The sequence below is a fragment of the Bradyrhizobium sp. SRL28 genome, assembly GCF_018596315.1.
In the GTDB taxonomy this organism is placed as follows: Bacteria; Pseudomonadota; Alphaproteobacteria; order Rhizobiales; family Xanthobacteraceae; genus Bradyrhizobium.
Map to the genome: position 1 here is coordinate 73,352 of NZ_JAHEAG010000015.1, position 21,951 is coordinate 95,302.

22 protein-coding genes are annotated in these 21,951 nt (G+C 62.8%); 7 read left to right on the forward strand and 15 right to left on the reverse strand.

Annotated features, from left to right (window positions below):
* Positions 1–6: 6 nt before the first annotated feature.
* From pdxA to KIP88_RS25610, 3 genes are read left to right on the forward strand one after another with little or no spacing between them, the layout of a single operon-like run.
* Positions 7–1,074, forward strand: a complete 1,068-nt coding sequence (gene pdxA, locus KIP88_RS25600) for a 4-hydroxythreonine-4-phosphate dehydrogenase PdxA (RefSeq protein ID WP_214490808.1) — start codon at positions 7–9, stop codon at positions 1,072–1,074.
* The gene (gene rsmA, locus KIP88_RS25605) at positions 1,071–1,937 is read left to right on the forward strand and encodes a 16S rRNA (adenine(1518)-N(6)/adenine(1519)-N(6))-dimethyltransferase RsmA (protein ID WP_214490809.1); all 867 of its coding nucleotides are present in this window, start codon (positions 1,071–1,073) and stop codon (positions 1,935–1,937) included. Before pdxA ends, rsmA begins: the two co-directional genes overlap by 4 nt.
* Before the next feature lie 29 nt (positions 1,938–1,966).
* Positions 1,967–3,025, forward strand: coding sequence for an alcohol dehydrogenase (locus KIP88_RS25610; protein WP_214490810.1), 1,059 nt, complete (start codon positions 1,967–1,969; stop codon positions 3,023–3,025).
* Between the two features lie 11 nt (positions 3,026–3,036).
* Here the strand turns inward: KIP88_RS25610 and KIP88_RS25615 are convergent, their stop codons facing one another.
* From KIP88_RS25615 to KIP88_RS25630, 4 genes are all read right to left on the reverse strand, one after another.
* Complete coding sequence (locus tag KIP88_RS25615; protein WP_214490811.1) at positions 3,037–4,182, reverse strand: MBL fold metallo-hydrolase; 1,146 nt, start codon at positions 4,180–4,182, stop codon at positions 3,037–3,039.
* A 52-nt stretch (positions 4,183–4,234) separates the two neighbouring features.
* Positions 4,235–5,176, reverse strand: coding sequence for an alpha/beta fold hydrolase (locus KIP88_RS25620; protein ID WP_214490812.1), 942 nt, complete (start codon positions 5,174–5,176; stop codon positions 4,235–4,237).
* Positions 5,177–5,269: 93 nt separating this feature from the next.
* Positions 5,270–6,175 (reverse strand): AraC family transcriptional regulator, encoded by a 906-nt coding sequence (locus KIP88_RS25625; protein ID WP_214490813.1) that lies wholly within the window; start codon positions 6,173–6,175, stop codon positions 5,270–5,272.
* 259 nt (positions 6,176–6,434) lie between these two features.
* Complete coding sequence (locus KIP88_RS25630) at positions 6,435–6,911, reverse strand: Lrp/AsnC family transcriptional regulator (protein WP_214490814.1); 477 nt, start codon at positions 6,909–6,911, stop codon at positions 6,435–6,437.
* Between the two features lie 39 nt (positions 6,912–6,950).
* Here KIP88_RS25630 and KIP88_RS25635 point away from each other — a divergent pair, with 39 nt between their 5' ends.
* Positions 6,951–7,574, forward strand: a complete 624-nt coding sequence (locus KIP88_RS25635) for an RBBP9/YdeN family alpha/beta hydrolase (RefSeq protein WP_374226513.1) — start codon at positions 6,951–6,953, stop codon at positions 7,572–7,574.
* Positions 7,575–8,502: 928 nt separating this feature from the next.
* A complete protein-coding gene (locus KIP88_RS25640) occupies positions 8,503–8,901 on the forward strand; it encodes a hypothetical protein (protein WP_214490816.1) in 399 nt (132 codons plus the stop codon).
* Positions 8,902–9,618: 717 nt separating this feature from the next.
* Here the strand turns inward: KIP88_RS25640 and KIP88_RS25645 are convergent.
* Entirely contained in the window at positions 9,619–9,849 is a 231-nt protein-coding gene (locus KIP88_RS25645; RefSeq protein ID WP_214490817.1) for a hypothetical protein, read from the reverse strand.
* An 891-nt stretch (positions 9,850–10,740) separates the two neighbouring features.
* Here KIP88_RS25645 and KIP88_RS25650 point away from each other — a divergent pair.
* Positions 10,741–12,099 carry a caspase family protein gene (locus KIP88_RS25650; RefSeq protein ID WP_214490910.1) on the forward strand — a complete coding sequence of 453 codons (1,359 nt, stop codon included), beginning with the start codon at positions 10,741–10,743 and terminating at the stop codon, positions 12,097–12,099.
* A 68-nt stretch (positions 12,100–12,167) separates the two neighbouring features.
* On the opposite strand, the gene KIP88_RS48265 is transcribed toward KIP88_RS25650, so the two are convergent.
* Together KIP88_RS48265 and KIP88_RS25660 are read right to left on the reverse strand one after the other, a co-directional pair.
* Positions 12,168–12,623 carry a hypothetical protein gene (locus KIP88_RS48265; RefSeq protein ID WP_214490818.1) on the reverse strand — a complete coding sequence of 152 codons (456 nt, stop codon included), beginning with the start codon at positions 12,621–12,623 and terminating at the stop codon, positions 12,168–12,170.
* A gap of 96 nt (positions 12,624–12,719) precedes the next feature.
* Complete coding sequence (locus KIP88_RS25660; protein ID WP_214490819.1) at positions 12,720–13,136, reverse strand: hypothetical protein; 417 nt, start codon at positions 13,134–13,136, stop codon at positions 12,720–12,722.
* A gap of 229 nt (positions 13,137–13,365) precedes the next feature.
* Here KIP88_RS25660 and KIP88_RS25665 point away from each other — a divergent pair, with 229 nt between their 5' ends.
* Positions 13,366–14,484 (forward strand): hypothetical protein, encoded by a 1,119-nt coding sequence (locus KIP88_RS25665; protein WP_214490820.1) that lies wholly within the window; start codon positions 13,366–13,368, stop codon positions 14,482–14,484.
* An 18-nt stretch (positions 14,485–14,502) separates the two neighbouring features.
* Here the strand turns inward: KIP88_RS25665 and gmk are convergent, their stop codons facing one another.
* The 8 genes from gmk to KIP88_RS25705 all read right to left on the reverse strand — a co-directional run bounded on the left by gmk (position 14,503) and on the right by KIP88_RS25705 (position 21,933).
* Positions 14,503–15,156 carry a guanylate kinase gene (gene gmk / locus KIP88_RS25670; RefSeq protein ID WP_214490821.1) on the reverse strand — a complete coding sequence of 218 codons (654 nt, stop codon included), beginning with the start codon at positions 15,154–15,156 and terminating at the stop codon, positions 14,503–14,505.
* 3 nt (positions 15,157–15,159) lie between these two features.
* Positions 15,160–16,047: a YicC/YloC family endoribonuclease gene (locus tag KIP88_RS25675; protein WP_214490822.1), complete on the reverse strand. Its 888-nt coding sequence runs from the start codon at positions 16,045–16,047 to the stop codon at positions 15,160–15,162.
* Positions 16,048–16,174: 127 nt separating this feature from the next.
* Complete coding sequence (gene mltG, locus KIP88_RS25680; protein WP_214490823.1) at positions 16,175–17,452, reverse strand: endolytic transglycosylase MltG; 1,278 nt, start codon at positions 17,450–17,452, stop codon at positions 16,175–16,177.
* A 126-nt stretch (positions 17,453–17,578) separates the two neighbouring features.
* Entirely contained in the window at positions 17,579–18,844 is a 1,266-nt protein-coding gene (fabF, locus tag KIP88_RS25685) for a beta-ketoacyl-ACP synthase II (protein ID WP_214490824.1), read from the reverse strand.
* Positions 18,845–18,940: 96 nt separating this feature from the next.
* On the reverse strand, positions 18,941–19,180 hold the full coding sequence (locus KIP88_RS25690; protein WP_008969609.1) for an acyl carrier protein: 240 nt from the start codon (positions 19,178–19,180) through the stop codon (positions 18,941–18,943).
* A 304-nt stretch (positions 19,181–19,484) separates the two neighbouring features.
* Entirely contained in the window at positions 19,485–20,222 is a 738-nt protein-coding gene (gene fabG / locus KIP88_RS25695; RefSeq protein WP_214490825.1) for a 3-oxoacyl-[acyl-carrier-protein] reductase, read from the reverse strand.
* Between the two features lie 21 nt (positions 20,223–20,243).
* Positions 20,244–21,197 carry an ACP S-malonyltransferase gene (gene fabD / locus KIP88_RS25700; protein ID WP_214490826.1) on the reverse strand — a complete coding sequence of 318 codons (954 nt, stop codon included), beginning with the start codon at positions 21,195–21,197 and terminating at the stop codon, positions 20,244–20,246.
* 109 nt (positions 21,198–21,306) lie between these two features.
* On the reverse strand, positions 21,307–21,933 hold the full coding sequence (locus KIP88_RS25705; protein WP_214490827.1) for a LysE family translocator: 627 nt from the start codon (positions 21,931–21,933) through the stop codon (positions 21,307–21,309).
* Between the last annotated feature and the right edge of the window lie 18 nt (positions 21,934–21,951).

Here is a 21,951-nt window from a genome sequence, read left to right on the forward strand (position 1 = left end):
GCTCTGATGGCCAAGACTCTGAATACCAAGACTCTGAAGAACGAGGCTCTAACGACCGAGACTCTGCAGACCAAGGCCCTCGCGCTGACATCCGGCGAGCCCGCGGGCATCGGCCCCGATATCGCCCTCGCAGCCTGGCTGCGCCGCGGTGAGCTGGATCTTCCGCCGTTCTATCTGCTCGGCGACCGCGCGTTCTTCGCCGACCGGGCGAAAATCCTCGGATTGCAGGTCGAACTCGCCGATAGCAACCCTGAGGAAGCGAGCGCGGCATTCGCGAAAGCCTTGCCCGTGGTGGCGACGGGCGAAATCGCCACTGCACGGCCCGGACAGCCCGATCAGACCAGCGCGAACGCTGCGCTGGCCTCCATTCGCCACGCCGTCGACCATGTCAGGACCGGGCGAGCCGGCGCCGTCGTCACCAATCCGATCGCCAAAAGCGTGCTGTACCGCGCCGGATTCCGCCATCCCGGCCATACCGAGTTTCTCGCTGAGCTTGCCGCCGATGGCGGCGGCCGCGCGCCGCAGCCGGTGATGATGCTGTGGTCGCCGGCGCTCGCCGTCGTTCCCGTCACCATCCATCTTTCGCTGCGCGAGGCGCTGACCCAGCTCACGAGCGAGCTGATCGTGACAACCGCGAGGATTGCGGTCGCGGATCTGAAGGCGCATTTCGGGCTGGCCCGACCGCGGCTTGCGATATCGGGCCTCAATCCGCATGCCGGCGAAGACGGCTCGCTCGGCAGCGAAGACATCGATATCGTAGCACCGGCCATCGAAACGCTGCGCGCGGAAGGCATCGACGCCAGGGGCCCCTTGCCGGCGGACACCATGTTCCACGCCGCCGCGCGCAAGACCTACGACTGCGCCATCTGCATGTATCACGACCAGGCGCTGATCCCGATCAAGACGATTGCGTTCGAGGACGCCGTCAACGTCACGCTGGGACTGCCGTTCATCCGTACCTCGCCGGACCACGGCACGGCCTTCGACATCGCCGGCACCGGCAAGGCCAACCCGTCGAGTCTCGCAGCAGCCTTGCGGCTCGCCGCGCGGATGGCGACGACCAAGCCTTCATGAGCGCGATCGACGATCTGCCGCCCCTGCGCGACGTCATTCGCGAGCACTCGCTGTCTGCACGCAAATCCCTCGGCCAGAATTTCCTGCTCGACCTCAACCTCACTGCGCGGATCGCGCGCGCTGCGGGCCCGCTCGAAGGCGCCACCATCATCGAGGTCGGCCCCGGCCCCGGCGGCCTGACGCGCGCGCTGCTGGCGCTGGGCGCCAAACGCGTCATCGCGGTCGAACGCGACGAGCGCGCGCTCGCCCCGCTCGACTATATCGCAAAGCGCTATCCCGGCCGGCTGGAGATCGTCCACGCCGACGCGCAGCGCTTCGATCCGCGCCCGATGCTTGGCGGCGAGCCTGCCAAGATCGTCGCCAACCTGCCCTACAACATCGCGACTGCGCTTTTGGTGGACTGGCTCTCGATCGAGCCGTGGCCGCCCTGGTACGACATGATGGTGCTGATGTTTCAGCGCGAGGTCGCCGAGCGGATCGTCGCAAGAGAGAATGACGAGGCCTATGGCCGGCTCGCGGTGCTCGCCAACTGGCGCGCCGAGACCAAAATCCTGTTCGACATTTCCCCGGCCGCTTTCGTGCCGCAGCCCAAGGTGACATCCTCGGTGGTGCGGCTGGTGCCGCGCAGCGCGCCTGAAGCGTGCGACCGCCGCGCCCTCGAACAGGTGGCGGCCGCGGCCTTCGGCCAGCGCCGGAAAATGCTGCGGCAGAGCCTCAAATCGCTGTCGGTCGATCCGGCCAGGCTAGCCGCCGCCGCCGGGGTCGACGCCACCCGACGGGCGGAGACCATCCCGGTTTCCGGCTTTGTTGCCATGGCCCGCGAATTGACCGATATACGAAACACAAAAACTCAAACGCTCTGAAGAAACTTCTGCTCAAGGGAGATATTGCCATGGCGCTGATGCGTCGCCAGTCGCTGGTCAAGTTCGATGCGCCGTTGTGCGAAACCATCGTCGACACGCCGAAGCCGCAGGGACGCGAAGTCCTCGTCCGCATCGAGCGCTGCGGGCTCTGCCATTCCGACCTCCACATCCAGGACGGCTATGCTGATTTGGGCGGCGGCAAGCGCCTTGACACCACGCGCGGCATGACGCTGCCGTTCACGCTCGGCCACGAGATCGCAGGCGTCGTCGATGAAGTCGGTCCCGACGCCCCGAAGGACCTGATCGGAAAGAAGCAGGCCGTATTCCCCTGGATCGGCTGCGGCCAGTGCCGCGACTGCGCCAATGGCGACGAGAACCTCTGCGTCAAGCAGCGCTTCCTCGGCGTGTCGATCGATGGCGGCTTCGCCACCCACGTGCTGGTGCCCGACGCAAAGTATCTGCTGGATTACGATCCGCTGCCGGTCAATCAGGCGGCGACCCTGATGTGCTCGGGCGTCACCGCCTATGGCGCGCTGAAGCGGCTGGTCGACCGTCCGCGCCAGCGCAACCTGCTGCTGATCGGCCTCGGCGGCGTCGGCATGATGGGGCTGTCGTTCGCGCAGGCGATGTTCAAGCAGAAGATTACGGTCGCCGATCTCAGTCCCGCCGCGCGCGAGACCGCGCTGCAAAACGGCGCCGCCGTCGCCTACGATCCGGCCGAGCCCGAAATCATCAGGCGCATCCTGAAAGAAACCGAGGGCGGCTTCGACGGCGTCGTCGATTTCGCGGGCAATGAGAAATCGATGGCGTTTGCGGTATCGGTGGTGGCGCGCGGCGGCAAGGTCGTGGTCTCCGGCCTGATGGGCGGCAACTTCAGCCTGCCGATGGTGCAATGGGTCTACAAGCGCATGACCATCGAAGGCTTCATGGTCGGCACCCTCGCCGAGGGCAAGGAATTGATGGCCCTCGCCCGCGCCGGCAAGATCAAGCCGACCCCGATGAAGGAAGAGCCGATGGCCGACGTCCAGAAATGGATCGACGAGCTGCGGGCCGGCAAGGTCGTCGGGCGGATCGTGCTGAAGAACTGAGGCGGCGCGTCTCACATCGTTGCGGTCCGTTGGGCGGATTGGAGCCGAACGGGACCGCCAAGGCGCGGGCCCGATCGGCGTAATCCGCCACTCGTGTAATTCCGTTGCTGCCTCTTCAGTTCTTGCTCGTCATAAGCCGCTGGAACGTTCACCTGCAGGTGCACCCAGGGATAGATCCTGTATCCCGTGTATTCCGGCATGCCGGCCCCGCTGACCGTTTCGTCCCTGGATTTTCGCGCGGCAATTGATTCTTCAATCCGCTGCTTCAGGCGATCGAGATAGGCGATGTGATCATCGACGACCTTGACGGTCGCGGGCTCGCCGTGACCGGGTACGACGACCGCATCGGCCGGCAACGTGGCGCGCAGCGCCTTCATCGTCGCAAGCGACTCACGCAAATGGCCGTCGAGCAGCCATGGAAATGCCGGCGCGCGGGCGATCACGGGATTGCCGGTGAACACCACCTTGCCACCTGCCGCGGTCACCCATAGGTCGCCCGCGGTCTGGGCGAATCCGATGTGGCGGATTCTCGCGTGTTGACCGCCAAGATCGACGGTGATGTCGGCTTTGTCTTCCAGCAGCACGGAGGCCGGCACCGGCTTCAGCTCGGCCAGCCCCTGATTGCTGCCGAAATGCCGCGTCATGAACGCCACATCCTTTGCGAAGGATTGACGGATGTAATCCTGCGTGGCGCGATGCTGAATGATCTGCGCGTCTGCCGGAAAGAACTGATTTCCGTAGGAATGATCGCCGTGATAGCTGGTGTTCACGATGTAGCGGATCGGATTTTTGGTCCTTTCGCGCACCAGCGCCATCACCTGGCCCGCCAGTTGCCGATTGAGCATGGTGTCGATGATCATCACCGCGCGGTCGCCGATGATGAAACCGCCGGACGTCGCCACAGGAATCCCTGCGGCCGTCTTCTGCGGGGCGTCGTCCGCATAGACGGCAAAGACATTCGGGGCCACTTCCCTGGCGACAAGCGCGACCTGCGATGCGGTCCAGACCAGCTTCGGGTCCTCCGCCGTTCGCGCAGATGCGGCTTTCCGGTAGGCCGCGCTCGACGCAGGGTCCGGCGCGCCCTGTGCAAGGGCGTCCTCGTGCCATGATCCGGCGGCGAGCATGCAGGCAGTGGCCACAGCGTAACGAATGGGCATATCGCGTTCCCTTTTTCAACTGACTCGGACTTCATCTTTGGGTGGCTTGTCGCTACCTGACCGCGGGCTTCGCCAAAAAGGCGCGGATAGCCCCGACGGTCTGCTGCGGCTGCTCGGCCATCAGCCAGTGCCCGGACTGCGGAACGATGAACTCGCTCACATCGTCGGCCGCGGCGCGCATGACGATCGCCATGGTCGCGCCGAGCGAGCGTTCGCCGCCGATCGCCAGCACCGGCATCTTGAGGCGGCCCCGCGCGAGAAAGGCGCGGTTGTCGATGACATCCTGGTCGAACGCCGCGAACTGCGCGAAGCCGGCGCGCATCGCGCCGGGCCGTGCATAGAGCTCCGCGTAGTGGCGCCGCGATGCTTCGACAAATCGCGCAGGTTCTGCGGAGAACTCGTTCCAGAAGCGGTCGAGATAGATGCGCTCCCGCCCAGCCACCAGCCGTTCCATGTCCGCCCCGCCAAAGCGGAAGTGCCAAAGCAGCGGGTGTTTCAGGATCTCTTCCCACGGTCCAATGCCGGGAACGGGAGCGTCCATCATGACAAGCCGCCTCACCCGTCCGGGATGCTGGGCGGCAAAGGCAAAGGCCACCATGTTGCCGATGTCATGCGCGACGACGTCCGCGTTCGCGACGCCAAGCGCGTCCATGACGCCTGCGACGTCTTCGGCCTGGTTCTTCTTGTCGAACCCCTTGTCGGCGCGCGCCGACAGGCCCATCCCGCGCAAATCGGGTGCGATCACCGTGAAATCACGCGCTAGGTCGGTGGCGAGCGGCGTCCACATGTCGCCGGTCTCACCATAGCCGTGCAGCAGCACTACGGCCGGTCCGTTGCCGCCGACGCGTACGTGTAGGGTCGTTCCGTTGGTCGTGATCTGCTGCGCGCGGAAGTCAGCGGGATAACTGAGTTCCTGCGCGAACGCCGGTGCGCCGAGAACGAACGTCACGATCAAGACCAAACCCAAATCCAAGACCAACCCGATGCCACGCATGCATGACCTCCATCAGTGCGATAGGGCCATTATCCGGCGGCTGTGCCGGACAGTCTTGAAGCTGAGGGGCGGGTTTGTTCTAAAACCGCCGTATCAGCTCATGGCGTTGCGGCGCCAGGCGCCCGGAGACGCTCCGGCATGCGCGTTGAACACGCGTGTAAAGTGGCTTTGATCGGCAAAGCCGCAGGCGACCGCGACTTCCGCCAATGTCACCTGCGGATCACGCAGCAACTCCTTCGCGCATTCGACGCGTTGACGCAGCAACCATCGGTGCGGCGGATCGCCGGTGCTTTGCTTGAAGGCGCGAGTGAAATAGCTCAGCGAAAGCCCGCACCCGGCCGCGACGTCAGAGAGCGCGGTATCTCCACTGAGCCCTGACATCATCATTTCAGTCGCGCGGCGCAACTGCCAGGAAGCCAGCATGCCGCGCTCGGGATGGGATCGCGCCAACATGCCGCCGAACGCACACGCAAAATACGTATTGATGGCCAGCAGCATGTGCTCGGCGTACATCGAACTGACTTCATGCGGCCGAACGAGTGCCGGCAGCAACGCCTGCCCAAGATACCAGACGGTCTCGTCAAGCACACCGCGTTCACAGGACAGGTTGTCGATCCGCGGAACGCCCTGATCGTCGGCGATCTCATCAAGGATCATTTGCGGCACGGAAAAAAACAGCATGTCGAAGGGACTGATGAGGTTCGCCTTTGGCCGCTCCAGATGATTGCAGATGCTCGTGGTGCGCGCCGGGTAGCTGCCGCGGTGGACGCAGCGCTCACCCAGGAAGAGTTCGCGCGCGGGCTGTTCGCGGAGTTGAAGGATGACGCTGAAAGCCGGTTCAATGGCATGTGGTTCGGCAAAACCATGCCCGGGCGTGTCGCAGCGCAGACGCGAAACCACGAGATTGGATTTCTTCAGACCGGTCGTAACGAGTTGCGAAACCTGCTCGGGTCTAAATCGAGAAATCAGGTCCTTGCCATATTGCGTGTCCACGTGCATGCGAGCTCTCCGTGCGCGACGTTGAGCGACGAGCAACGATTAATCTTCACGATTTGGCAGAGTTAGCCTTCAGGCCATGCATGAGAGCACCAACGGCTCATTGAATTGGTGCTTTTCCCAAAGACGTCGAAACGCTTCGTTGTCCCACTTGTGCCCGAATACGCGAGGCATAGCCAGCGTTTCATGCCCGCTTTGCCTCCAAAGCGACCGGTTCCAGGGCACGACGTCGAATCATCGAGCTACCGAGGACTGCGAAGACCTAACATCGTTGGATCAGCGCCCGCCCGATCGGTTTTGGCTGCTCGCTGCGCAAGACCAGCGACGTCGTGACCGCGCCGTGCCGCGCGACCGTATCCACGATCGTTTCAAGCTCCTGTGGGGACGGCACGAAGACCTTGAGGATGAAACAATCCTCTCCGGTCAGTCGCAGCACCTCCATGACGTGAGGCATTTCGGAAAACTGCTTCAGGCAAGACTGAATATGTTCATGGGTCGTGCGCAGGCGGATGACCGCCATCATCCTCAACCCAAGCGCGGCCGGATTTATCCTCGCGGTATAGCCGGTGATGATTCCGCGTTCCTCCAGCCGCTTGACCCGCTCGGAGGTCGCGGGCTGTGAGAGCCCTACCCTGCGACCAAGCTCCGATATCGCGATACGCCCATCTTCCTGCAGAACTTCGATGATCGCGACATCAGTCGGGTCCAGCGCTGGAACAGAACTTTCTCGAAATGACATGGAGACCTTGAATCCATCGGCAAGAGGACGTCTTTTCCGATGATTGCCTATTCCAGATCGCAGTGGAAGACGTCAGGTTTGCCCGGTTGCAAAGACAACGGAGCTGACATGACCGACATCGTTATTCTGCCGGGAATTGGGGGATCGGGTGAGCTGCACTGGCAAACCCGATGGGAAAAGAGCGACCCGCGGTATCGGCGCTTCCAGCCGACCGACTGGAATCAACCTGAACTAAAGGATTGGATCTCAGCGTTGGATCGCGCTGTCGGCGCCGCTTCGAAACCGCCGCTCCTCGTCGCGCATAGCCTGGCATGTCTTTTGGTTGCACACTGGCAGCAGGTTTCCACAGCGCCGGTCGCGGGCGCATTTCTCGTTGCAGTTCCGAATCCGGAAGCCCAGACCTTCCCCGTCGAGGCCGCCAGTTTCGCCGATCCACCACTCAGCGAGCTCAGGTTTCCATCACTCATCATCGCGAGCACGAACGATCCATATGGCACGATCGAATATGCCCGCGGGAGAGCGAGCCAGTGGGGAAGCGACATTGTTGAAGTGGGGCGGCTTGGCCATATCAACGAGGCAAGCCGGCTAGAGGACTGGCGGCAGGGAAAGGCATTGCTCACGGCTTTTGCAGCCGGAGTCGCGAATTCAACCATTAGACGCTGAGGGCCTTTCGGCGGTCCGGGCAGTCCTTGCTCATGACAGATACAATAAGCTTGCCACCTGATAGAGCGCAAAGGCCAACTGGCCTATCATGACGACAAGTGCAATCGCGAGGAGATAGAAGCCGTAATACATGCCGCTTCACCCCAAAAATTTGAGGAAGACTTACGCGGAAACAAAACTCGTAACTTGCAATGATGATTCGCTAACATGAGTCAGCTCTGAATCGGCGTCAATCAGATTTTGGATTTTCCTTGTTTGGCTCAGAATGGTGAGTCTTTTTTGCCACGCTTGAGCGAATCGGCTCGAGCGGCTCGCCAGTCCTTGGGTAGCGGAGTCCGCCTGATGTGGCCGGGCCCGACGATGTCGTTAGTTAAGTCACGCAGCCAGTATCTTGAATCCCCACCATACAACAGCGACGGCAGCGACGATGCAGGCAGCCGTCAGGGCGCGCTCCAGGACATGGATCTTCATTGTTTCCATCCCGTTTTCTTCGCTACCCCGCGCGGAAGCTATGTGATTCCACAATATGTCGGCAACTTCGGGGTTGCCGAAAGAACGGGCATCGAAGCGCGCCCGGCGCTCACGCGGGCACATGGGCCGAGGATAATTCGTTTCCACGACGGTGTTAGGGCGAAGCAAGCGTAGCCCGGATGAGCAAAGGTTTTGCTTTATCCCGCATATCGCTGTGCTCATGCGGGCTGCTTGCCACTTCCGCTTTCAAGGGCATGTCGACATGGTGGGACGGGCTGACGCGCCGGCTCGGTCGAAAATGACCCAACTCGGACGGCGCACATTGATGCGTGCGACCAGACCCAATATCGTATGGTTTCACCTGTCGACTTCGCCGGAAGGAGGCCGCGTCATGAGCAGCGACTCTCAGCTTTCGAACCCACCGGGGTGGGACTGGCCGTCCTGGATGAAGGGCAGCATGCCCAATCCTCTCGATTTTTTTGCGGCGCCCCGGAACTTCGTGCAGCCCATATTGCCCGGATGGTTCGGTAGCGTGATCAACATCACCGAGCAGAATTCAAGCGCTCCTGATACCGAACGAGAGATTGTCGCCGCGCAGAGCTACGGTCGTCAGCTAGGTCGTGTCATGGATGCACTTGCCGTTCTCATTGCTGACTTGCCGAAGGCGAAGCAGGATGCAACGGCTTTCAAAGAATTCGCGAAGATCCGTCGCGAGATCGATGACATCAAGGCACAAGCTGCAGCCCGACGCCTCGACCGCATCGCAGCCGACCTCGCTACGCTGAAAGAGACGAATCCAAAGGAATATGAGCGCCTCGCCGCGACGCTTCGCGAGGCGGTGGACGGAGCATCATGAGGTCTTAAGCCCAGCACGTAGAATTTCCTACCCGCAGTCAAGGGGCGCGAGTGGGAAGTCCTACGGGCTGCGGGCCAGGAAAGTCGTTGGTCGCATCGTTCTTAAGAACTGAAGCCGTGCGTCTCAACCTGCCAAACTAAGACATCGCTAGACGCTGTATTCAAACACTGTTTTAAACACTCACTTTCATCAAACTACATCTGAGAGTCTAAAAGCGAACCGACACCTTTAAAGCCCATTGGTATCTTGATGGTACGCAACTGGGATGGCGGGCGCGGCCGTGTTGGAAGTGTTGATTACCAAGCGAAGCTCAATCAAGTGGGAATGGCGGGTCTGTGACCGCTACGGGGCCACGATTATCGGCGGGTTTGAGAGCACCCGACCAGCGGCCAACTACCGGGGTAATCGGGCGCTATTTCTTTTGTTGTCTACGCGCTGGATACGATGATGCGCGAAGTCGCGCGCTAGATTGCGAATAGCGGTCGCCGGCCGAGTAAACTAGCCGCAGTTATAGGGCTCCAGAGCGATCAGGGGTCCCGCGAAATCGGCATAGGCTACCTTCATAAAGCCTTCCGCCTCCCCGTGCCGGGTTAGATCGTTTGCCAAGAACACGGGTTGAACACTATCCCGCAAAACTACGGTGAAATGACCCCGACGATATTGCACGTCGGGGTCATTCGAGATCATCAGGCCGGGTACTTCCGCCGCGCCTTCCGATCACAAGCGTCGATAATTACGGTACCTGACCAGGGCTGGACGTGGCAACCGTGCCATCGAGGTAATCACATTTCGCGCGAAAACGGCTCGCGGCCAGCTCGCGCTTGCGCCAGTCGGCCGGCGCTGACGTTCCAGCGCCAATGCCTTACGCGCCTCAACATCCGAGATGATCGTATCGATCTCAACATCATCCAGCGTGCGCTTGATCCGCAACACGATGGACAAAGCCATCACTACGTCTCCTTAGGCCAGTGGAGTCCCACGAAGCCCGCAACGTCTTCAATTTAGTGCACTCAACAACCGTTCGCTCGCGCGATTTTCTCTGGCGGCCTCCAATCACTGATTTGCCCCTCCTGGCAAGAAACTTATTTCGCACTTCGTCAAAATTTTTCGCTTAACGCGAGACCCAAATCAAACCTACAACTCCCGCCATCCTGTCCCGCAAGAGGGGCGTTGGCCATCGTCACGAACGTTGGGACGGGTTGCGGTGGACGCGGCAGCGTCGGGCGCGAGGTGTGTTCGCAGGGCGGATCTTCCGTGAGCGGGCATGGCGCGCAGACGACCGGCGCTTAAACGCCTCGGCCGAAACTTCTTCCGGCAGCATACGGGCCGGTCGAAGCGTATGGCACGAGGAAGCTGCGGACGGCAAAACCGTGTGGTCCTGGCACCCGTTGCTGGTGTCAAGCTGATGGAGATTGTCGAGCCCAACCGGGCCTTCGATCAATCGCCAATCCGTCAGCGACGGAGGCAAGAGGAATTCGTCTCCGGGGAGAGCGCGGCATAAGCCGATAAACCACTGCGCAGGGAAGGCCGGGTGTTCCGGCGCACCTGCGGTCCACCGTGTGCATTCTTGCGCACGACTGCGGGTGTCATGGGCACCCGGCTTTCCCTGCGCCCTCTATCTCAAGAGGGCATCGCAGATCGCATAACTTCGGGCGCTACCCGCGCCGCGAGATCGTAATGCCGTATCCAGCCGCTGGCCGCATCTATCGAACACAACTATACGCGTATCGGAGCACCGGCATAATCCGTATGAGCCCCCTGTTTGCACGGCCGTACCGCTTTTCGCAGAGCGCGCAGGCTGATAATCTGTCGTCGTTTCATTATGGGTTTCATTTGATTATGAGCGGGGCCTTCGGCGGGAAAATTTGGAAAATCGCGGCGCTGGCGTCGTTGCTGGCGCTCACCCTCGCCGCGCCTGCCGCCGCCGAAAAGCGCGTCGCGCTGGTGATCGGCAACTCCGCCTACCAAAACGTGACCCGGCTGGATAATCCGCGCAACGACGCGGCGCTGATGGCCGAAACGCTCTCTGGCCTCGGCTTCACGCTGATCGGCGGCCGCGCCCAGCTCGATCTCGACAAGCCGGCGATGGATCTGGCCGTGCAGAATTTCGGCCGCCAGGTTCAGGGCGCCGACGTCGCGCTGTTCTACTATGCCGGCCACGGCGTGCAGGTCTCCGGCGCGAACTATCTGGTCCCAATCAGCGCCAACCCGACACGCGAGGCCGATGTCGATTTCCAGATGGTCGACGTCAACCTCGTGCTGCGCCAGATGCAGGGTTCGGGGACGCGCCTCAACATGGTGATCCTCGATGCCTGCCGGAACAACCCGTTCGGTGCCCGCGGATTGCGCGCTTCCGACGGCGGTCTCGCGCAGATGCGCGCGCCGGAGGGGACGCTGATCTCCTATGCGACGCAGCCCGGCAATGTCGCGCTCGATGGCACCGACGGCCACAGCCCCTATACCAGGGCGCTGGCCGGGACAATCAAGCAGGCCGGGCTCGACATCTTTCAGACCTTCAACCAGGTCGGCCTCGCCGTGAAACGCCAGACCGGCGGATCGCAACAGCCCTGGGTGTCCTCCTCCCCGATCGACGGCAATTTCTATTTCGTGGCCCCTGCTCCGACTGCGGCATTGCCACAGGTCGCCGTCGCGCCGCAGCCCGCACCGCTGGCCTCGACGCTGCGTCCGGACCCCGACCGCATTCCGATCAAGGATCCGATCCTGCTGCGCGAATTGAGCGACCGCCTGTTCGAGCTCAATTACGATCCGGAGCCGCTGGACAGCAAGAACGGCATGCGGGTCGCGATAACAAAATTTCAGGAGAAGGCCAGGATGACGCCGACCGGTGATGCCACCGAAGGCGTGCTGACGCGGCTGCGCAAGATGGAAGACCTGAAACCGTGGGGCTCGATCGTCTACGGCCCCGACGGCGACAAATGGGGAATGTCCTGGAATCATTCGTCGCGACGGGCAGCAATCGACGACGCACTCAAGAATTGCGGCTCGACCAAATGTCCGGTCGAGTTGAGCTTCTATGGCGCGCGATGCGGCGCGTTCGCGATCTCGGGTAAGTCATGGTCGCTGGTCCAGCGCGACACCGTTGCGCGCGCCAGGGAAGCCGCGCTTGACGAGTGCGGAAAGACTGGCAAATCTTGCCGCATCATTGGCGCGGTCTGTGCCGACGGTTCGGGCCGCTAGAATTCAGACTCAAGCTATTGGAAGCACCTGCCTATGCGAATTGCCGTCCGCCGCTCGATCCGGGTTGCCTACCTCTTGATATTGACCTTGGTCGCGTTGGGTCCTGCGCATGCGCAGTCCGGCAGCGCCGGCGGCAGTATCGGCAATGATGAAAAATCGCTCTCCGGTTCGCGTGAGCCGCCGCGCGCAAGCGAATCGGAAAGGCCCGCACGGCGCAGCAAGCCCGAGGCGGACGAGCCGCGCCGCGCTTCGCAGAGCAGCGGTGCCAGCAGTTTCGACGGCGCGTGGGTCGTCAACAGTGTCGGTACCACCTGCTCCGGCAGCAGCCGAAACGCGGTGGTGGTGACCAGCGGCAGGATCATCGGCCAGGGCGTGAGCGGACGAGTCAGCCCGAACGGCGCGGTCAGCGCGATCAACAATTCAAGCGGCGTCACCGCCACCAGCGTCGGCCGACTTTCCGGTCGCAGCGGCTCCGGGACTTTCAGGCAATCCGATGGATGCAGCGGCCGATGGACGGCATCCAAGCAGTAATTTTCAAGAATCTTGTTGGGGCTCCGTGCCCACCGATCCGATTGGGAAGCGCCAGTCATGAAAAACAGGGTTCGAGGCTCGATCAGTGTCTATGGGTTCGCTGTGTTGCTATTGGGCACATGCGGATCAGGCCCTGCGCTGGCACAATCCGGCAGCTCCGGCGGCAGCATCGGCAACGATGAGAAATCGCTGTCCGGTTCGCGCGAGGCGCCTCGCGCGGTCGAATCCTCCAAGCCGGCACGGCGCGGCAAACCCGAATCCGACGAGCCGCGCCGCGCGTCGCGCAAAAGCGGCGGTGAAGGCGGTGGTGGCAATTTCGATGGCTCATGGGTTTCCGTTGCCGTGGGCACGCCTTGCGGCAGCGCCACCGAGAGATTTGTCATCTCCGGCGGCAGGATTTCGGGTGAGTTGAGCTCCGGGTCAGTCAGCCCAAATGGCTCCACGCGGAGCGGCGGATCGGTCCAGGGCTTGAGTTGGAACAGTTCCGGGCGTTTTTCGGGCCGCACCGGCTCCGGCTCATTCGTGCGATCCGATGGCTGTACCGGCCGCTGGACCGCCTCCAAACAGTAGGAAAAAACGCCGGTTTTTCATGGCTGTAGCCCGCCTCAAATTGAGGCGGAACACTGGCCCCAATTATACCCCATCCGCTCCGAAATTGCGGCTCATTGCCACCCAAGTCTCTGACCAGATTGGGCACGTAAAGAGTCGCGTAGCGTTGCGTTGCCGGGGATGTTGATGTCGAACCGTTCGGTGAAATTCGTCCCGGCTCTGTTTGCCGGTGTTGTGGCAGGTGCCAATCTCGCCACAATGACGGATCTCCGGGCGCAGGTAATATCAACGGCGGAAGCCGCCATGCCAGCGACCCAGGCCGCCGCGGACAGTTGCCTGTCGGCGCCGAAGGGCGCTACTCCCTCCGGCAGCCATTGGTACTATCGCATCGACCGCGTCACCAAACGTCAATGCTGGTATCTCCGGGAGGAGAGCGACACGGCCGACGACAAGTTCGCGCGCGCCGCGCCGCCAGCTTCGGCGCCTCCGTCAGTTTCGGCCCCCGCGCCGTCTTCGGCCGCAGCAGAACCGACGCCGCCGCAGCAACGAACGATCACACGCAAGTCGATCTCCGACGCACGTGCCGAATGGGTCTCCCAGCAACCGCGCGCCGAGCAGAATTCGCCCGCCAGAGCCGAGCCGCGAACGGTTGCCGCAGCTCCCGCACCGGCCGCTCAAAATATCCAGCGTGCAGCCATGCCGAGCGTGCTTGCGCCGGCGCCGCTGTCGTCGATGCGATGGAACGACGCTCCCACCACGAGATCTCTGGCCAATCCGGCCGATCTCCAGGTCGCCGCCGCCAACCCGCCCGCAGCCCAGCCGCCACAGGCCGAGGAAGTGCAGCAGCCCGCGGCAGCAGATCAGGTTGCGCCCGTCGCAGCGGAAGCGGCGACGGCAAAGCCGACCGCATCGCTGCAGAAGCTGCTTCTGGTGATGGCCGCCGCCCTCGCGCTGGCCGGCCTTACGGTAAGCGCGATCGTCAGGATCGGCCGCATGCGGGCACGCCGCGCCATGCGCCGCAAGCGGCGCGCGATGTGGGATTCCGCAAAGACCGCAAAGACAAGGCGGCGTTCGCCGCAACCGATGTTCCATGACGAGGACGCCGGGCTGCGGCGTACCGCAGGCGTGCACAATCCGCGCGTGCCCCAGGAAAGGACAACGCGCGTGCCCCGAGAGCGGCCACGCGCACCGCAGGAGCGGCCACGTGCGCCCCAGGAACGGCGACACGTGCCCAACCAGGATCGGGAGCGGGAGCTGCAGGTTACGGAAATGCTGGCCCGGCTCGCCCGCAGCGCGCAGACGTAACCGAAACGGAAGCGGCGGCTATTTTTCCAGCTGGCGCTGCAGCTTGCGAACGAACTCGGTGAGACCGGTGCGGCGCTCACGCTTGAGCCGCTCGGCCTTGAGGATCGACTGCACCTCGGCGAACGCGTCATCGACGTTCTGGTTGACGACGATATAGTCGTATTCCGCCCAGTGGCTGAGTTCGTGGGTGGCGCGGCTCATGCGTCCGCGAATCACCTCGTCGGAATCCTGCGCACGCGTGTGCAGCCGTTTCTCGAGATCGGCGGCCGAAGGCGGCAGGATGAAGACCCGGACCACATCAACGCTCGCCTTTTGATGCAGTTGCTGAGTACCCTGCCAGTCGATGTCGAACAAAACATCCTGCCCCGCCGACAATGCCGCTTCGACCGGCGCGCGCGGCGTACCGTACAAATTGTCGAACACGGTCGCCCATTCCAGCAGTTCGCCCTGCGCGACCATCGCCTCGAACTTGGGTTTGTCGACGAAGAAATAATCGCTGCCATCGACTTCGCCCGGCCGCATCGGCCGCGTCGTCGCTGAAACCGACATCTTCAGGCCCGGCTCGCGCTCAAGCAGCATGCGCGACAGCGTCGTCTTGCCCGCGCCCGAAGGCGACGACAGCACGAACATCAGCCCTCGCCGTTCAACCCCGTCGAAACCAGAAGCCACCATCCGTCACTCCAGATTCTGGACCTGCTCGCGGAACTGCTCGACCACGTTTTTCATCTCGAGCCCGGTCTGGGTCAATTCCAGATCGTTCGATTTGGAGCAGCAGGTATTGACCTCGCGGTTGAATTCCTGGGAGAGGAAGTCTAGCCGCCGGCCGACCGGTCCGCCCTTGCCGATCATCTCACGGGCCTGCGCGACGTGCGAGGCGATGCGGTCGAGCTCTTCGCGGATGTCGGCCTTGGTCGCGATCAGGATCGCTTCCTGATTGAGCCTGTCAGTATCGAAACGCTCGGAAGTCTCCAGCAGCGCCGCCACCTGCTCGGCCAGGCGCGCCCTGATCGCCTCCGGCTTGCGGCCGGGCGCAGCCTCGGCCTTTTTCGCCAGTCTCTCGATTTCATCCATGCGCTGCATGAGAATTTGTCCGAGCGTCACGCCTTCGCGGCGGCGCATCTCGACGAGGTGGGCGAGCGCCTGCTCGAAGGCGGCCGCAGCCGCATCCCTCGCCGCCTTGTCTTCCGCCTCGTCGCTTTCGGGCTCGACGACTTCGATGACGCCCTTGATGCCGAGGAGACCGTCGATGCTGGGTGCCACGGCGTCGATCCTGCCGGCGAGTTCGCCCGCGACCTTCACGATCGAGGCGAGCACGTCTTCATTGATGCGCACGGTCGAGACCGCGTTGGCGCGCTTGACGCTGAGGTTGGCGTAGACCGTGCCCCGCGACAGCACCTCGCCGGCGCGTTTCTTGGCAAAGGCCTCCAGCTCGTCCCAGCCGGGCGGCAGCCGCAAGCGCAGATCAAAACCCTTGGCGTTGACCGACTTCAACTCCCATTCGAACGTATAGGGGCCGCTGGCGCCGTGACTCCGGGCAAAACCGGTCATGCTCGATAGCGCCATCGCGTAATACTCTCCGAAAGACAGGGATTTCGAGACTCGAAAGGAACGGCGGGACCTTAAGCCGATTTCCGCCAAAGTGGAATTGCGTTCCGGCGGTGGCCGGAACGACTATTCAACCGACCGGGCGTCAGCGCTGAACCACCGGCGGTGTCGTGGTCGACTGCGCGGCGCCCTGGCGGCCTGGCGCCGCAGCAGGTGCCGCAGGACGTGCGGGCGGCTTTTTCGCTGGCGCCGCCCCACGCGGCGTGGTCGCGGTGGTATCGGCCGGCGCTCCGGCCGCGGTGGGCGGTGGCGCATCCTCTGACGGTTCGACGGTGTCGTTCTGAATCTGTTTTTCGAGCGCCCGCAGCTTGGCGACGTTCTTCTGGTGCTGGTCGTAGGTCTCGGTGAAGGCGTGCCCGCCGGTCCCGTCGGCCACGAAGAACAGGTCGCGCGTGCGCGCCGGGTTGGCCGCCGCTTCGAGCGAGGCACGGCCCGGATTGGCGATCGGTCCGGGCGGCAGGCCCTCGATCACATAGGTGTTGTAGGGCGAAGGCTGCGTGATCTCGGAGCGCTTGATCGGCCGGCCCAGCGTTCCCTTGCCGCCGACCAGGCCGTAGATGATGGTCGGATCGGACTGCAGCTTGATCCTCTGCCGCAGGCGATTGGTGAATACGGCGGCCACGCGGCTGCGCTCGTCGGCCCGGCCGGTTTCCTTCTCGATGATCGACGCCAGCGTGATGAGCTGTTCCGGCGACTTGACCAGAACGTCCGGATTGCGGCGCTCCCAGATCTCCGCAAGCACCCGCTTCTGGCTCTGTTGCAAGCGGTGGATCACCTGCTCGCGCGTGGTGCCGCGCGGGAATTTGTAGGTCTCCGGCAGCAGCGTGCCTTCGCGCGGCATTTCCCGCACGCTCCCAGCGAAGATGTCATTGTCGATGAGCCGCAACACGATCTGTTCGGACGTCAGGCCTTCGGGAATCGTGACGGCGTGCTGCACCACCTTGCCCTCGACGATGGTGGCGATGACATCGCGCAGGCTGGCATTCTTCTGGAAGGAATATTCACCCGGCTTGAGGTCGGAACTCGCCTTCAGCGCAAACACACCGCCGATGAATACCCAGGGATTGACGTTGATCACGCCCTCACGCAGCAGCGCGTCGGCGATGTCGCGCTTGCCGGCACGCGAGGGAATGTTGACGATCTTGTCTTCCCGCAGCGGACCCTGCGCTTCCAGGATTTGTCTGCCGTAATAGTACACCGCTCCCGCGCCGATCATCAGGATGATCAGGATGGTGATGATGGCATTGCCGACGACCACGAAGGGATTGCGGGCGCGCTCCGACCGCTTCGGCGGCGGCGGCACCTGCTCGGGCTCCAACGCAGCGCGCGGGCTCCGTGGTGAAATGGGCGGCCTCTCACTCATCGATGCAACCTGAATCCTGTCGGTTCAATCGCGGCCCGGCAATCCCCTGCCCGGCCGATAGCATACGCCCGTATGTAGAAGTCATCGCCGAATACGGCAAAACGGTGGAGTAGTTATAAACACTTGCTAGTCAGCCACGCGCCGAACGATCACGGAGGCATTGGTGCCACCGAAACCGAAGGAATTCGACAGCGCGACGTTAATCTCGCGCTTGCGCGCCGTCTGCGGCACCAGATCGATTGCCGTTTCCACCGACGGATTTTCCAAATTGATGGTGGGAGGAGCGACATTGTCGCGAATCGCAAGGATACTGAAAATGGCCTCGATCGCGCCGGCAGCACCGAGCAGGTGTCCGGTCGACGATTTCGTCGACGACATCGATACCTTGGAGGCGGCGTTGCCGAGCAGCCGCTCCACCGCGCCGAGTTCGATCTCGTCGCCGATCTGCGTCGAGGTTCCGTGCGCGTTGATGTAGTCGATATCGGATACCGCTATCCCGGCGCGCTTGATCGCCGCGCTCATGCTGCGGAAGCCGCCATCGCCATCCGGCGACGGCGAGGTGATGTGATAGGCGTCGCCCGACAGGCCATAGCCCACCACTTCGCAATAGATTCGCGCACCGCGCTTTTTCGCGTGCTCATATTCCTCGAGCACGACGACGCCGGCGCCCTCGCCCATCACGAAACCATCGCGATCCTTGTCGTAGGGTCGCGAAGCTCTTTGCGGCGCGTCGTTGTAGCCGGTCGAGAGAGCGCGCGCAGCGCAGAATCCCGCCATTGCCAGCCGGCAGATCGGCGATTCGGTCCCGCCCGCCACCATGACGTCGGCGTCGCCGAGCGCAATCAGCCTGGCACCATCGCCGATCGCATGCGCGCCGGTCGAACACGCCGTCACCACGGAATGGTTGGGACCCTTGAGGCCGTGCTCGATCGAGACATAGCCGGAAGCGAGATTGATCAGGCGTCCCGGGATGAAGAACGGCGATACCCTGCGCGGCCCGCGCTCCTTCAGAAGCAACGCCGTATCGGCGATGCCGGACAGGCCGCCGATCCCCGAACCGATCAGGGTGCCGGTGGCGCATTTGTCTTCTTCGGTCGAGGGATGCCAGTCGGCATCGTCGAGCGCCTGGCGCGCCGCAGCCATCGCAAAGATGATGAAATCATCGACCTTGCGCTGTTCTTTCGGCTCCATCCACTGGTCGGGATTGAAAGTGCCATCACTGCCGTCGCCGCGTGGAATCACGCAGGCGATCTGGCTGGCAAGATCGGCGACTTCGAATGTATCGATCTTCCTGGCGCCGCTCTGGCCGTTGAGGATTCGCGTCCACGTTGTGTCAACGCCGCAGCCGAGCGGCGTAACCATGCCCAGCCCCGTGACGACAACCCGTCTCATGTCAAAACTCCAGCCCGAAACCAGCGGCCCAAAACAAGAAACCGGGGGACCGTTCTACAACGGCCCGTCCGGCTCTGTCTCTACCCGCCCGGGACGTCAGCTTTTCGCGTTCTTCTCGAGAAACTTCGTAGCGTCGCCGACGGTCAAAATCGTCTCGGCGGCGTCATCAGGGATTTCGCAACCGAACTCTTCTTCAAATGCCATCACAAGCTCGACGGTGTCGAGACTGTCGGCGCCGAGATCGTCAATGAAACTTGCGTTGTCGACGACCTTATCGGGTTCAACACCGAGGTGTTCGACCACAATCTTCTTAACCCGCTCGCCAATCTCACTCATCGTTTAACCTCGTGCTTGTTCCATTGGACCCGACCCCAAGACGCTATAGAGACGCTACGAGCTATCGTGGTCGTTAAACTTCCTTCGCTATCGCGCATAGTCTTGATTCGGCCCGGTGGTAGCCGACAAAGCCCCGGCGAACGGCAGGCGTCGCCACGCCAATATACAGGGTTTCAAAATCCTGCAATGGCCTTGTTTGCCCATCCGTCGGGGGTTCGGTTACCATACTTCCCAAGCCCTGACTACAACCTCCACCACCCCGGCGAAACGGCCTTTGGCCGCATCGATCGGGGCGATAACTGGCTCAAAACATGGCCATTCCGCCGTTGACGTGAATAGTCTGGCCGGTGACGTAGGCCGCCTCGTTCGACGCGAGATAGACGGCCGCCGCGGCGATGTCCTCCGGCGTGCCCAGCCGCGCCGCAGGAACCTTCGTCAGGATGGTCTCGCGCTGCTTGTCGTTGAGCGCGTCGGTCATCGGCGTCTTGATAAAGCCCGGCGCAATGCAATTGGCGGTGACGTTGCGCTTGGCGTATTCCGCACCCAGCGTCTTGATCAGGCCGATGATTCCGGCCTTCGACGCGGTGTAGTTGGCCTGGCCGGGGTTGCCGGTTACACCGACGATCGAGGTGATCGCAATAATCCGGCCGAAGCGCTTGCGCATCATCAATTTGGTCGCGGCGCGGGCGAGACGGAAGGTCGCGGTCAGATTGACCTGGATGACGTCGTCCCAATCCGCGTCGCGCAACTGCACGAAAAGGTTGTCGCGCGTGATCCCGGCATTGGCGATCAGGATGTCGACCTGCCCCATCGCGGCTTCCGCCGCGGGCACCAGCGCCTCGACATCAGCGCTGTCGGAGAGGTTGCACGGCAGCACATGGACGCGATCGCCAAGCTTGCCGGCGAACGAATCCAGCACCTCGCGGCGCGTTCCGGAAATAGCCACCGTCGCACCCTGCGCATGCAACGCCTGCGCGATCGCCCCGCCAATGCCGCCGGTCGCGCCGGTCACCAGCGCCGTCCTGCCCGTCAAATCGAACATCAATGTCTCCTTCCGGGAGCTTTAGGCCGAAGCCGCCAATGCGTCCTTGGCCGCCGCAATATCGTTGGGTCCCCCGATCGACACGCCGACCGCGCCGTCGGCGATGCGCTTGACCAGCCCGCTCAGCACCTTGCCGGCGCCGATTTCGAAGAACCGCGTGACGCCATGACCTGCCATGTAAGCCACCGACTCGCGCCAGCGCACGGTACCCGTCACCTGCTCGATCAGGCGGCGGCGAATCTCGTCGGGATCGGTGATCGGCGCAGCCAGCACGTTCGACACCAGCGGCGAGGCCGGCGCCTTGATCGTCACGCCCGCCAGCGCCTCCGCCATCGCATCGGCCGCAGGCTGCATCAGCTTGCAATGGAACGGTGCGGACACCGGCAGCAGCATCGCGCGCTTGGCGCCCTTGGTCTTGGCGATTTCGAGCGCGCGCTCGACGGCGGCCTTGTCGCCGGACACCACCACCTGCCCGCCGCCATTGTCGTTGGCGGCCTGGCAGACCTGCCCCTGCGCCGCTTCGCTGGCAACCGCCATCGCGGCCTCATAATCGAGCCCGAGCAATGCGGCCATGGCGCCGGCGCCGACCGGCACGGCCTTTTGCATCGCAAGGCCGCGGGTACGCAGCAGGCGCGCGGTATCGCTGAGGCTGAGGCTGCCGGCCGCAGCCAGCGCGGAATATTCACCGAGTGAATGGCCGGCGACGAAGGCGGCATCCCGCCCGACGGAAAAGCCCGCCTCGGTCTCCAGTACCCGCAGCGTGGCGATCGAGACCGCCATCAGGGCCGGCTGGGCATTTTCGGTGAGCTGGAGGGTTTCGGCCGGGCCGTCCCAGATGATGGCGGTCAGCTTCTCGCCGAGCGCCGAATCGACCTCGTCGAACACCGCCCGCGCGGCCGGAAAGCCCTCCGCCAGGGCCTTGCCCATGCCGACCGCCTGGGAACCTTGTCCCGGAAACGTAAATGCAGCCGTCATCGGCGCTCCCTCATTCGAATGGGGGTCGTAAGACACTGACCGAGGCCGGGATGTCAAGCCGCGGTGCGGGATGACGCGCTCCGTGGGAAGGTCAGGTATTGGGGCGAGCTCAGCGTTCTTGCAGCGCCAAACGGACACCCAGCGTACAATAGATCCCGCCAACCACCTTGCCCTGCCATTTCAACACCGTGGGATTTCGACGGAGGAAGCTGCCGAGACCGCCCGCGCAAACCGCAAAAACCACCGTGCTGACGAGCCCCAACAGGACAAAAAGGATGCCCAGTATCGTCAATTGAAGCATGACCGATCCGTTCTCGGGCACAACGAATTGGGGAAGGAACGCAAGGAAGAAAAGCGCTGTCTTTGGATTCAGCACCTCCGCCAAAATAGCCTGCCTAAATGCCTTGCCGGCCGAGATTGGTAGTGCGCCGGCGGTCAGATTTGCCGGCGTTCTCTCAAGAATTGCACGAAGGCCGAGATAAACGAGATACGCCGCGCCAATGTATTTGATGATGCTGAACAGCACCGCCGAAGTGGCAATGATCGCCGAGATACCGACGATCGCCATGAAGGTATGAATCATGTCGCCAGCGGCGATCCCGACGCCGGTAGCGATTCCCGCCTTGGTGCCCGAACTCGTTGCCCGTGCAACCGTGAGGAGCGTAGCGGGACCCGGAATGAATACAAAGCCAAGCACAACCGCCCCATAAGCAACCAAGGTAGTCAGATCGATCATCCACTGGCTCCTTTCACG

Excerpts from the sequence above, each read along its gene's own strand:
- pdxA (WP_214490808.1), top strand. The coding sequence starts at position 7 with ATGGCCAAGACTCTGAATACCAAGACTCTGAAGAACGAGGCTCTAACG.
- rsmA (WP_214490809.1), top strand. The coding sequence starts at position 1,071 with ATGAGCGCGATCGACGATCTGCCGCCCCTGCGCGACGTCATTCGCGAG.
- KIP88_RS25610 (WP_214490810.1), top strand. The coding sequence starts at position 1,967 with ATGGCGCTGATGCGTCGCCAGTCGCTGGTCAAGTTCGATGCGCCGTTG.
- KIP88_RS25615 (WP_214490811.1), bottom strand. The coding sequence starts at position 4,182 with ATGCCCATTCGTTACGCTGTGGCCACTGCCTGCATGCTCGCCGCCGGA.
- KIP88_RS25620 (WP_214490812.1), bottom strand. The coding sequence starts at position 5,176 with ATGCGTGGCATCGGGTTGGTCTTGGATTTGGGTTTGGTCTTGATCGTG.
- KIP88_RS25625 (WP_214490813.1), bottom strand. The coding sequence starts at position 6,175 with ATGCACGTGGACACGCAATATGGCAAGGACCTGATTTCTCGATTTAGA.
- KIP88_RS25630 (WP_214490814.1), bottom strand. The coding sequence starts at position 6,911 with ATGTCATTTCGAGAAAGTTCTGTTCCAGCGCTGGACCCGACTGATGTC.
- KIP88_RS25635 (WP_374226513.1), top strand. The coding sequence starts at position 6,951 with ATGATTGCCTATTCCAGATCGCAGTGGAAGACGTCAGGTTTGCCCGGT.
- KIP88_RS25640 (WP_214490816.1), top strand. The coding sequence starts at position 8,503 with ATGCCCAATCCTCTCGATTTTTTTGCGGCGCCCCGGAACTTCGTGCAG.
- KIP88_RS25645 (WP_214490817.1), bottom strand. The coding sequence starts at position 9,849 with ATGGCTTTGTCCATCGTGTTGCGGATCAAGCGCACGCTGGATGATGTT.
- KIP88_RS25650 (WP_214490910.1), top strand. The coding sequence starts at position 10,741 with ATGAGCGGGGCCTTCGGCGGGAAAATTTGGAAAATCGCGGCGCTGGCG.
- KIP88_RS25665 (WP_214490820.1), top strand. The coding sequence starts at position 13,366 with ATGTCGAACCGTTCGGTGAAATTCGTCCCGGCTCTGTTTGCCGGTGTT.
- gmk (WP_214490821.1), bottom strand. The coding sequence starts at position 15,156 with ATGGTGGCTTCTGGTTTCGACGGGGTTGAACGGCGAGGGCTGATGTTC.
- KIP88_RS25675 (WP_214490822.1), bottom strand. The coding sequence starts at position 16,047 with ATGGCGCTATCGAGCATGACCGGTTTTGCCCGGAGTCACGGCGCCAGC.
- mltG (WP_214490823.1), bottom strand. The coding sequence starts at position 17,452 with ATGAGTGAGAGGCCGCCCATTTCACCACGGAGCCCGCGCGCTGCGTTG.
- fabF (WP_214490824.1), bottom strand. The coding sequence starts at position 18,844 with ATGAGACGGGTTGTCGTCACGGGGCTGGGCATGGTTACGCCGCTCGGC.
- KIP88_RS25690 (WP_008969609.1), bottom strand. The coding sequence starts at position 19,180 with ATGAGTGAGATTGGCGAGCGGGTTAAGAAGATTGTGGTCGAACACCTC.
- fabG (WP_214490825.1), bottom strand. The coding sequence starts at position 20,222 with ATGTTCGATTTGACGGGCAGGACGGCGCTGGTGACCGGCGCGACCGGC.
- fabD (WP_214490826.1), bottom strand. The coding sequence starts at position 21,197 with ATGACGGCTGCATTTACGTTTCCGGGACAAGGTTCCCAGGCGGTCGGC.
- KIP88_RS25705 (WP_214490827.1), bottom strand. The coding sequence starts at position 21,933 with ATGATCGATCTGACTACCTTGGTTGCTTATGGGGCGGTTGTGCTTGGC.